Below are 10,888 nucleotides of genomic sequence, written 5' to 3'. Positions count from 1 at the left end.
GAGGGTGAGGGGGTGAGGAGGGGGAGGAGGGCATCCCAGTTGAAGCAGGTGTGGCCCAGGTGGGCCAGGCGATCGAGAATTTTTGGCAGCTGCGGCAGTTCGGCGGTAGGGACGAGGCCGAGGTGGCGATCGGGCAGGGCGATCGCATCCTGTCGCCGCAGCACGCCGAGAATGGGGATCTCCAGGCTGGCGATCGCCTCGGTGAGAAGTTCGAGGTGGCGATCGCTGCCCACCCGGTTTAGCACCACGCCTGCGATGTGAACCCGAGGATCTAGCGTGCGGTAGCCGTGGACGATCGCCAGCACAGAGCGAGACAGGCGACTGCAATCCACTACCAGCAAAACAGGTAAATTTAGCAGGCGAGCCACGTGGGCGGTGCTGGCCACATCTGACAATCCTGATGCACCATCAAACAGGCCCATCACCCCTTCGACCAGGGCAAATTCGGCATTTTGGCAGCGGTGGGCAAAGCACTGCTGCACATAGGTTTCTGACGTCAGAACGGGGTCGAGGTTGTAGCAGGGGTGGCCCGTAGCCTGCTGGTGAAACATGGGGTCGATGTAGTCTGGCCCCACCTTGAACGACTGCACCCGGTCTGACTTCTGCGCCAGGGCCGCCAGCAGGGCCAGGGTAACGGTGGTTTTGCCCACGCCGCTGCGATCGCCCGCCACCACCAGCCCACCCGAAAAGACATTTGCACTCAACCGCGAGTCCTCTAGCGTGAATTTGTCTAGGGCAATCTTATCTTGACCTCAGGAGGTCAACGATCTGGCGCGCCTTTGAAGCGCTGAGGTAATGCCTTTAGAATTAAACCTATGGATATTCAACTACTTGGCACCAATCTGGCCGACCTGGTGTGGGCCCTGAGCGCAATTTTGATCAGCACCTGCCAGCTGCTGGCCATCTTTGTGATCTCGGTTGGCATTATTCGTGCCCTGGCGATTTTTCTGCGCTCGTCACTCTTCAAGCCGCAGACCACGACCGCCTTTCAGCGCAGCCGTCTGGCGATGGGGTATTCTTTCTCGCTGGGGCTGAGTTTTTTGGTTGGGGCCAGCATTCTCAAAACCATGCTGTCGAGCCAGTGGGAAGATATTGCCCGACTGGTGATCATCATTGCCGTGCGCACCGCGCTCAACCTGCTGCTGGAGCGGGCAATTCGCAGTAGTCAGGCAATCAGCGATGAGCCCCTGACGATCGCTACCCATGGTAAAGAAACCGCCCCTGAAGCCGCGATCGCAAATTCCTAGGGCGTGTCATCAATTGTGGCCAAAAGCTCGGGATATCAAGCCTTGCCACGCCCGACCCAAAAGACAGGCTAGGGGCTGTAACCCTTGTTTTTGTACATTTAGCGGCTAATTGATGACAGCCCCTAGTGCGGCTGCGCGACATTCAAAATGTAAAGTTCAACATGAAAGAGCGCCGGTGTTTTAAGCTCCCTGAACCGTTGGCTGATCTCGGCCTTGCTGTACTGGCATCTGTTCAATTCAGCCCGTCCTGCTCTGGCAACCCCTCGCCCCTTGGAGTTAAGTTTGGGTACCTTTGAATGAGCAGGTTACGGCCAGGATGCCGATGATGTCACCTTCACTACTGGAGCAGGCTAAAGATGGCGATGCAGCGGCGATCGCGGCCCTGCTCACCCACGCGCTAAAGCCCAAAGGCATTACCGTGCGGGGCGATCGCCAGAGCTACTGCCTCCAGCTCTGGTTTACGGGCAACCCGGTTCCTCCCCAGACGGAAACGGTGGCCTACGCCCGCCGCGCCCTAGAAAAGCTGCAGGTCTCGGCCATAGGCATTTTGCAGGTCTACGGCGAACTGGCGGAGGGGGCGCAGCCGCTGTGGACGGAGGAAATTGCCCTGCTCTCGGCACCGCCGGTCGATCTCGACGTTGAGGCCTTGCCTGAGCCAGACTTCAGCCCGCCGCAACCTGTTCAGAATCCGTTGCCTCCGGTATTTCAACCCCTTACCCTGGATGACTCACCGTCGGTTGCGATCGCCCGTGCCTACCAGGAGCTAGGGCTAGAGCCAGGCGCATCCCTCGCTCAGATAGAAGCGCTGTACTTTAAACGCCGGGCGACGCTGCTGCGCCAGGGCGACCGCGCTGCCCTAGAGCCCCTCAAGTGGGCCTTCACTACCCTCAAAACTGATCTGGAGCAGCCGCAGACTGACGAGATCGCGACCTCGAATCCGGCTATGCCGGAAACAGCCTACGTCGCAGGGGCTGGGTTGGCCAAGCGATCGCAACCATCGATTCCGCCCCGCCCCGCTGCACCCGATCTTCCAGACGACACCGATATTCTGGCCTTCGACAACCGCTACAGCAACGGGCTGATTTTTCCGGTGCTGCTGCTGGCGGGCATGCTGATGAATGCCATCCCCATCGTCAATGCTCTGCTCTGGGGCATCAAGATTTGGATCCATGAGTTTGGTCACGCCACGGTAGCCTGGCTGGCGGGGCGGCGAGCGATTCCGTTGCCGATCGGCTGGACGAGCGTGGACCCGAGGCGATCGCTGTTTGTTTACTTCGGCATTCTCATTCTCTTGGGATTGCTCTACTGGGCGGGGCGGCGAGAAGAGAAGCGCTGGCCGGTCGTGCTGGCGATCGCGATCGCGATCGTGCAGTTCTTTCTAACCTGGCTGATCCCCGCCGACACCTTTGACATGCTGCTCTCCTTCGGCGGCGTGGGCGGCGAAATTTACCTGTCGGCCCTGCTGATGGTGGGCTTTTACCTGCCGCTGCCCGAATATTTTCGCTGGGATTTTTACCGTTTTCCAACGGTACTGGGAGCAGCCTTTTGCTTTTGGGGCCAGGTGTGGCTGTGGCAGCAGGTGCCGCGCGGCAAGGCCTCGATTCCCTTTGGCAGCCTGTGGGGCGAGGCCGACCACGGCGACATGAACCAGCTAATCAACGTCCACGGCTGGACGCCGGGGGACATTATTGGCACCTACAGCACCCTGACCCACCTGTGTCTGCTGGCGATCTTCGCCGTCTACGGCTACACCCTCTTTCGCCAGCACAAGGAGATCTTTGTCGCCTTAGGGCGACAGTGGCTACCTTAGAGTATTCCACCTAAATAAACATCCCTGCTGAGTCACAAACTCGGCTCCTTGCGCCTGCTGCCATAACCCCTGGGTTCAATATTTAGATGGAACACGCCTTAGTTGAGTTGTTTATCCTTTAGCGTTAGGCCATACCGAGCAAAGTCGGCTGTCTCTACGCAGAAATTTTTTGCTCCACGAACGGCGTGCAGTAGTGGAGAGACAGCAGGAATACTGTCTAAGCGACCGGGGTTGAGATTGCTAACGCTGCTCAACGGCCAGCCTAAATTAGGCACGGCAGCCAGAGTAACGAGATCTGGATGGCGATAGCGAATCTCATTCATGTACCCATCAAAATAAGTAGGGCCGCAGTCTGGATGATTCTTAGGTCGCTCAAAAGAAGCCTCCATAAACTCAACCAGTTTAGGAATGGCTTTTCCCTGACAGGCCCAGAAATGGGTTTCACGAACATTCTGGCGCACATTGACCTGCGAAAAAAAGTGGTTTGGAGTTGCCTTGATAGACACTTTTTTACTATTGGCTTCGTCGTCTGAGAAAGGTTGACAGCCAAAGTAGGCAAAATCCCAGCTGCGATTGGCTAACTCCTGGAGAACACTGTGCTCTTGACGTATGAGTCGCTGACTCAAGACGCAGTCTTCTTGAAACAACAGCAGCCTTTCAACCTTATCCTGGGCAGCCTGACGAAGAATCTCATAGTTGCTCATGACGCAGCCCCTAACGCTGGCCTTAGGAAATTGACCGGCCTCGTTAAATTTCAGGCCTTTGAACCACTGGACATGGTCCTCTATGCCCAACCGCTGAACCTGACGCCGCATGCTCTTCAGTCGCCTTTTGCGTTCAGGCAAATAGACAATAGCAATACGATCAAAGTAATTGGTGAAATTCATTGACTTACCCTGATGAGACAACACGTAAGCGTCATAGACCGTTTAAGCAGGTCTCAAAGGATGACGGACTGAATCAGTCTGCTCATTCTTGAAACCACATGTCTAGCTACTTATACCAAAAGGACTAGCTTTATTAAAGGCTAGAAACCTGATAGAGAAATGAGAAACGTCCTTAGGTATATTTTTAAGCCCCTATACAGGTGCGTTTACAGAACAATATTTTCTACAAACGCACTGAATCTGCGCCTAGCAAAACAAGCGAATCACAGATTCACGCAGGCTGCAAGAAAACCAGACGAATCGAAGGCTAGCTAGTGCTCAAGCTACAACAAACAATGCCGGTATGATCAGAAGGCTAAAGAACTAGGCTCGTTTTGCATATTGAAAACTACAAACAATGGAACTGATGCTGCAACGACCTAAACACAGCATCGGTGCGACCAGGAATATCTTTTGTTTGAACCTGGATAATCTCGCCTAACTAAGCGAATTAAGCCAGGACAGACATGCTTGATACAATTCGTATCACAAAGGATACACTGTGCTCAGTATTGCTGAACACAGTACTTGCTCAAGTTGGTTAGTAATTTTTGACATGGTGTCCTAACTCCGTAGGATTATTCCGTTGGCACCCACGTGCTACAGAACTAAGACAGCCCGCAGAGAATTTTGTTCCGATTACTAAATATGGGGTTGGCCAAATTACTGAGAGCCGTTGCAGTAGTACCTATTTATAGAGTTGGCGAGATCAACTAAACATCAAAAATTCAGTAATCGCTAAAGTTAGAAGGGCAAGCTGGCTCACAACCCTGTTTAAGGAGGTGAGCTATAGCAATCACTGCCGGGTCGGGACATGAAAGCAGCGATGTTTTTTATACAACAGCAGTTATGAATCTACTAGTATCTGAAGGTTGAAATATGTCCACCGTTTTGGCGCGCTTGGCTCCCTATCTCCCCTGCTCCCTAGCTTGCAGAAGTAGTCCTAAACTTCTGCCATGGAGTACTAGCCATCACTATGACACGTTCCAAAATGGCCTCCGCTATACGCTTTAGGGTCAGCGCTGTACCAGCGAATGATTAGGCCCACCCCAAAGGATAACTGCAGAAGTTGGCGCGCCAGTACGTGGGTAAGGGTTGAAATACCGCCCCCTTCACTCACAAACAAGTGCATTAGGTACACAATTCTCGCTGGAGATTAGCTCCAACCCCGGTTCAGACCGCACCTGAACCTGAACAAGGATAACTAAGCTGCTGCGCTTTGGGCCAGCACCCACTGTACGAGAGTGCGTACTCCAAACCCCGTACCGCCAGGATTGTTGTAGCCGCTCTCTTTCTCCGTCCAAACGGGGCCGGCTACATCGAGGTGTACCCAGGGGGTGGAGGTAACAAACTGCTTGAGAAACAGGGCGGCGGTAATCGATCCGCCAGGGCGAGGGCCGGTATTTTTCATGTCGGCAACAATGGATTTGAGCCCGTCGAAGTACTTCTCTTCCATCGGCAAGCGCCAGAACTTTTCGCCGGTGGTTTTGGCGGCGGCGGCGATCGCGCCCGCCAGTTCCTCGTTTTCGCTAAACAGTCCGGCGATGTCGTCGCCCAGGGCGATAATGCAGGCCCCGGTGAGGGTGGCCAGATCGACGATCGCATCGACGCCCAGCTTTTCGGCAAACACCAGAGCATCGGCCAGGGTGAGGCGGCCTTCGGCATCGGTGTTGTTGACCTCGATGGTTTTGCCGTTAGAGGCGGTGAGAATGTCGCCAGGGCGCATGGCGTTGCCGCTGATCATGTTTTCGGCGGCGGCGCTGATGAAGTGGACTTCGACATTGGGCTTAAGCTGGGCGATCGCCTTGGCAGCCCCCAGGGTAGCGGCGGCACCGCCCATGTCAATCTTCATCATTTCGATGCCGCTGCCTGCCCCTTTAATATTGAGACCGCCCGAGTCGAAGGTGAGCCCCTTACCCACGATCGCCAGCTTGCGTGTGGGAGTACCGCTGGGTTTGTAGGTGAGGTGGATAAATTTGGGCGGTAGATCCGAGGCTTGGGCTACGCCCAGGTAGGCTCCCATTCCCAGGGCTTCGCACTGCTCTCGCTCTAGAATCTCTAGCTCCAGGCCGTGGGCCGTGGCAATGTCCTGGGCCGTCTGGGCCAGGGTTTCGGGGGTGACCAGGTTAGCTGGGGCAGACACCAGCTCGCGAGCCAAAATAACGCCGTCGCAGATGGCCTGAGCAGCTTGCAGGCTGCTGTCCTGGTCGGACAGATCGAGCAGATGAATGTGTTCAACGGTGGTTTTACCGTTTTTGTCTTCAGATTTGAAGCGGTTGTCCTGGTGGAGGGCCAGCGTAGCACCCTCCGCCAGGGCCTGGACCGTGAGAGCCGCATCGTTTTGAACGGTGGGCACGCTGAGGCCGAGGGAGGCGCATTTCTCTTTTTTGGCCAGCCGGGCGGCAGCGGCAGCGGCGCGGCGCAGGGTATCGGCGGTGATCGCGTCGGTAGCCCCCAGACCGACGACCCCAAGCTTGCGCACCTTGGCCCCGCTTCCGACTCGGGTGATGGCGGTGGAGCCTGCCTTGCCGGTGAACTCAACCTCGTCGATCAGCTCTTGCAGCAGCCCGGAAACCCGGCTATTGAGCTCGGCGAGGGTACCCGAGAGGGGGATTGCGTCTTCGCTAAGGCCAAGGATGAGGGCGTCGCCAGACCAGTCTAGACAGGAGGTACCAGATGCGTGAAATTCCATTCAACCTAGGGGCTAGTTTTCTGTGTTTACTATAAACCTACCGCAACCTGGCCAGGAGAGTTGGCTTTAGACAAAACCAGCGGCGGGCAGGTTCGCTACTATAGGACGGATTAGCGATTTGACCCGGCTAGGGGTCGGCGCTAAGGGCTGGTGTTTTGCTAATCCACCTCAGCAGAGTTGACAGGCGTGCCATGGTGAAACGATTAAAGGCAAATCTGCCCCTAGTGGCGATCGCGGGGGTCAGCGCCCTATCGCTAGGCATGGGGGCGGCGCTGATCAATACCGTGTCGTCGAGCGGCAACCCGGCGGTGGTCTTAGAAGAGTCACTACTGCCCGGATTAGGAAACCTGACCGCCAACCATACCGACGATCCGGTGCTGGCGCTGGCGCTGCAGCTGGCGGAACAGCGGCAGGAGGCGCTGCAGCTGGCGATTGAGGGTAGAGAACCCCTGAGCCGCAGTCGAGCGAAGTACTTGCTGGCGCTAGATTTAATCAACAGCGATCGCGGCGGCCAGGCCATTCCCCTGCTGGAAGGGCTGGAGGGTGAGTACAGAGCCATGTCCCCCTACGTGGCGCTGGCGCTGGCGTCGGCGCAGCGGGCAGCGGGCCAGGCAGAAGCCGCTCAAGCAACCCAGCAGCGAATCTTAGAGGAGTATGGGGACGATAGCGCGATCGCCCCGCTTTTATTTGACCTGGGCCAGCAAGACCCGGCCTACTGGGACCAGCTGGTGCAAAAGTTCCCCACTCACCCCAAGGCGGTGGAGGTGGCCCACCAGCGCCTGGCCGCCGACCCCCACCGGGCTGACGCCCTGCCCATGCTGATGGTTGTGGCGCGGGCCGGGTTGCACCACCCCGATGCCGGGGCGGCGCTGCTGCGGCTCAAGACCGAGTTTGCCAGCCAGCTCAGCCCCGAGGACTGGCAGACCGTGGGCTTTGGCTTTTGGCGCATCGATAGCTACGGCGATGCGGCGACAGCCTACGCCCAGGCCCCGCCGTCGCCGCGCAACCTGTACCGGGCGGCGCGGGGCTACCAGGTGACGGGCAAGCGCGACCGCGCGATCGCCCTCTACAACCAGCTCGACCAGCAGTTTCCTGAGGCACCCGAAACGGCGACCGGGCTGCTGCGGCTGGCCCAGAGCGTGCCCGATCAGGCGGCCCTGGGCGTGCTCGATCAGGTAGTCAATCGCTTCCCTGACCGGGCGGCAGAAGCCCTGCTGGAGCGAGCCAAGGTTCTAGACAAGCTGAACAGTGCCGACTCGGCCCAGGCCATCCGCGAGCTAATCCTAAAAGAGTACAAAGACTCCGATGCGGCGGCGGAGATTCGCCTAAAGAATGCCCGCAATGCCGCTGAGCAGGGCGATTTGACCATGGCGCTGAGCTGGGGCGGCGACGTGCTCAAGCACAGCCCCGACAGCGACCTGGCCGCCGATGCTGGCTACTGGGTGGGCAAGTGGGCCAGTCAGCTGGGGCGGGCCGATGTGGCCCAGAATGCTCTGGAGAGCGTGATTGCCCGCCATCCTGAGTCGTACTACGCCTGGCGAGCCGCCGTGGCCCTGGGCTGGAATGTGGGGGATTTTAAGACGGTGCGATCGCAGACTCCAGCGGTAGCCCCCATAGCTCAACGCACGCCTCTGCCCACCGGGTCTGACACGCTGCAAGAGCTGTACCTGCTGGGGCAAGACCAGCGGGCCTGGGAGCGCTGGCAGACAGAATACACCAATTATCAAGACCCCACCCCCGAGGAGCAGTTTACCGATGGGATGATGCGCCTGGGCACCAATGACAACATCAACGGCATTTACCAGGTGTCGAGCCTGAGCCTGGCCGATGACCCGGCGGACAAAAAAGTGGTACACGACTTGAAACAGCGCCCCGACTTCTGGCACGGGGTCTATCCACTGCCCTACGCCGACCTAATTACCACCTGGTCGGCCCAGCGCCAGCTCAACCCGCTGCTGGTGGCGGCGCTGATGCGTCAGGAGTCGCGCTTTGAAGCCAACATTCGCTCGGGGGTGGGGGCGGCTGGCCTGATGCAGGTGATGCCCGCCACCGCCGAGTGGATTAAAGGCAAAGCAGGGCTAGAGAGCTATGACCTCAACAACCCCGAAGACAACGTCAAGCTGGGCACCTGGTACCTCGACTACACCCACGCCGAGTACGACAACCACTCGCTGTTTGCGGTGGCCAGCTACAACGCCGGGCCTGGCGCTGTGGCCGGTTGGATCAACCAGGGCGGCTACGTCGATGCCGACGACTTTGCTGAGAAAATTCCTTACCCCGAAACTAAGGGCTACGTGCAGTCGGTGTTTGGCGGCTACTGGAACTATCTACGGCTGTATGATCCGGCGATCGCGCAGCAGGTTGAAACTCTACAAAAGCGCCATCGAGGCTTTAAGGGGTGAATTGATCCGGCTGTGTAAGAGGCAAATCTACTGTTGACCTGGTTGGGGGCAGTTACGCATTAAAGCCGTGTATCCTGCCTGGGCAAAGTGTTTGTCGTAGGCGAGGGCTTCTGAAATGACTTGCTCCTCCATAATTTGAAAAGACACGCAATCGGTCTGACTCCATTCTTTATCAGGGCGTTGCTCATAAAGGGTTAAGGCAGTCTGAAACTGAATGGTGGTTTGAGGAATGACGGTGCTGTTGGGATGTTGGTAAAGCCCCTTGATCAAATTCACCGCTAGATTCCGGAAGTACTCACCTCTGGCTCCAAAGTCGTTCAACAACTCGGTTAGCACCATTTCACTGGTAACGATGTGGACGGGATGGAGATCCTTGGAGAGTTTTAGGGCTTTATCGTGCAAGTCATCTTTGGGATTCAATAGGGCAACCCAATAGCCTGTATCTGCAAATACAACCCGCATCTAGTCTTGTCCTTGCTGCTATCGCTGTCGCTGGTAGTGGTCAAATCTTTTGGATAGGTCGGTAGGAAGTTTTTCCCATTCTTCGTCGGGCACCTGGGCAGAGAGCTGGGCGGCAAGTTCCCAGATGGGGGTAGCAGCGGCATCAAAGGTGAAGGAGTTGGACAATGCTTTTGCTTGACTGGCACCGTTTTGGTCTTGAGCGGTCTGCTTTTCTGTCAGCAAGTCGTCTTGGTTGAGCGAAAGGTCGTGTTCTTCGTTCTGTGATTGATTGGTTGGCGTACTGGCACCAGGGACAGCGAGTGTAGTGTCCTGGGGAGATTGCACCAATATCTCAACTTCTGTACCTTCGGGGAGCTCGAAAGCGGTCTGGGGGATAAAGGCACCGTTACGATAGATAGCCCGTAATGGTTGAGTCATGGCGTTTACCCATTGATGGGTGTTCTATTTAAGGATAGCTGAGGGGGATGGCTAACTGAAATTAGCCATCCCCCTCATGGTTTTGGTTAGCGGTGAGTCTAAGCGGCGGTGTCGCTGGCTTTGGGGCGGCGTTTGCCCAGGGCTTTGAAGCGTTCGCCGAGCTGGTCGGCGACACTTTTGAGACCGGGGGAGTGGCGGGCGGCGGCTTTGGCGTAGTCGTAGACGAGCAGGCTGCTGCTCATCGATTCGCTGCCGACGGCGAGCAGGGTGTCGTCAACGGTTTCGGTGAGCTGCTCTAGCAGGCCGAGCACTTCGCTGAGGGCGACGGTGAGCTGGTAGTCGCGGTTAAACTCGGCAATGTCAAAGTTGCTGGGCACAATGCTGGGATTGTTTTGGGTGGCGGTGACGCTGTTACGGACGAAGGCGAGGCTTTTGTCGCCCATTTTGAAGCGCTTGCGGCGTTCGTCGGGGGTGAGGTTGATGAGGAAGGGGAGGTGTTTGTAGATGGCGGCGACCGCGCCTTTGATCTCGGTCATGGCCTGGTCTGAGACCGTGGCGCTGATGTTTTCGTAGGGCATACCCTGATGACTCCTTATTTTTAGATGCGGGTAATAGCTGTCTGAGCGGGCAGAACGTTTGAATGGCTGCTCGGTCATAGGGCTAAATATTCCCGGCGAGCGATCGGAGATACCACGATGTATCGTTATGCTTGCGGTTTAGCTATCAAGCTGAGGGTAAGCTCACCACTCTGCTACGAGGCTGCATAAGGGTGTTTCGACATTTTGATAATTAGAATTAGGGATACGTGCGTATTTGCATAACTTCGGCACCTAGTTGCATCAACTTCGGCACCCCCTCGATTGGCGAGGGAAAAACAGCATAGCTGGGCAGGTCAGATTCATTATGCAGTCTGTGAATAGATCGTGAGAATA

9 protein-coding genes are annotated in these 10,888 nt (G+C 56.8%); 3 read left to right on the top strand and 6 right to left on the bottom strand.

Going from position 1 to position 10,888, the window contains the following annotated elements; translation table 11 throughout:
- Positions 1–704 (bottom strand): cobyrinate a,c-diamide synthase (locus ACQ4N7_RS29435; RefSeq protein WP_430714992.1); only part of this gene is annotated, 704 nt, incomplete at its 3' end.
- Positions 705–815: 111 nt separating this feature from the next.
- Here ACQ4N7_RS29435 and ACQ4N7_RS29430 point away from each other — a divergent pair.
- Positions 816–1,247, top strand: coding sequence for a DUF1622 domain-containing protein (locus ACQ4N7_RS29430; protein ID WP_430714991.1), 432 nt, complete (start codon positions 816–818; stop codon positions 1,245–1,247).
- A 325-nt stretch (positions 1,248–1,572) separates the two neighbouring features.
- The gene (locus ACQ4N7_RS29425; protein WP_430714990.1) at positions 1,573–3,057 is read left to right on the top strand and encodes a hypothetical protein; all 1,485 of its coding nucleotides are present in this window, start codon (positions 1,573–1,575) and stop codon (positions 3,055–3,057) included.
- 98 nt (positions 3,058–3,155) lie between these two features.
- Here the strand turns inward: ACQ4N7_RS29425 and ACQ4N7_RS29420 are convergent, their stop codons facing one another.
- Both ACQ4N7_RS29420 and ACQ4N7_RS29415 read right to left on the bottom strand, forming a co-directional pair.
- Positions 3,156–3,944, bottom strand: a complete 789-nt coding sequence (locus tag ACQ4N7_RS29420) for a hypothetical protein (protein WP_430714989.1) — start codon at positions 3,942–3,944, stop codon at positions 3,156–3,158.
- 1,243 nt (positions 3,945–5,187) lie between these two features.
- Positions 5,188–6,675: a leucyl aminopeptidase gene (locus ACQ4N7_RS29415; RefSeq protein WP_430714988.1), complete on the bottom strand. Its 1,488-nt coding sequence runs from the start codon at positions 6,673–6,675 to the stop codon at positions 5,188–5,190.
- A gap of 191 nt (positions 6,676–6,866) precedes the next feature.
- Between ACQ4N7_RS29415 and ACQ4N7_RS29410 the strand changes: the two genes are divergently transcribed.
- Complete coding sequence (locus ACQ4N7_RS29410; RefSeq protein WP_430714987.1) at positions 6,867–9,077, top strand: transglycosylase SLT domain-containing protein; 2,211 nt, start codon at positions 6,867–6,869, stop codon at positions 9,075–9,077.
- A gap of 27 nt (positions 9,078–9,104) precedes the next feature.
- Here the strand turns inward: ACQ4N7_RS29410 and ACQ4N7_RS29405 are convergent, their stop codons facing one another.
- The 3 genes from ACQ4N7_RS29405 to ACQ4N7_RS29395 form a co-directional block, all read right to left on the bottom strand.
- Entirely contained in the window at positions 9,105–9,539 is a 435-nt protein-coding gene (locus ACQ4N7_RS29405; protein WP_430714986.1) for a type II toxin-antitoxin system VapC family toxin, read from the bottom strand.
- Positions 9,540–9,557: 18 nt separating this feature from the next.
- On the bottom strand, positions 9,558–9,956 hold the full coding sequence (locus tag ACQ4N7_RS29400) for an antitoxin family protein (RefSeq protein ID WP_430714985.1): 399 nt from the start codon (positions 9,954–9,956) through the stop codon (positions 9,558–9,560).
- 98 nt (positions 9,957–10,054) lie between these two features.
- Entirely contained in the window at positions 10,055–10,534 is a 480-nt protein-coding gene (locus ACQ4N7_RS29395; protein WP_430714984.1) for a hypothetical protein, read from the bottom strand.
- Between the last annotated feature and the right edge of the window lie 354 nt (positions 10,535–10,888).

This window comes from Nodosilinea sp. AN01ver1, from assembly GCF_050565655.1.
Lineage (GTDB): Bacteria > Cyanobacteriota > Cyanobacteriia > Phormidesmidales > Phormidesmidaceae > Nodosilinea.
The sequence above is the reverse complement of the archived record's forward strand: the minus strand, read 5'-3'. Positions and strand labels throughout refer to the sequence as shown.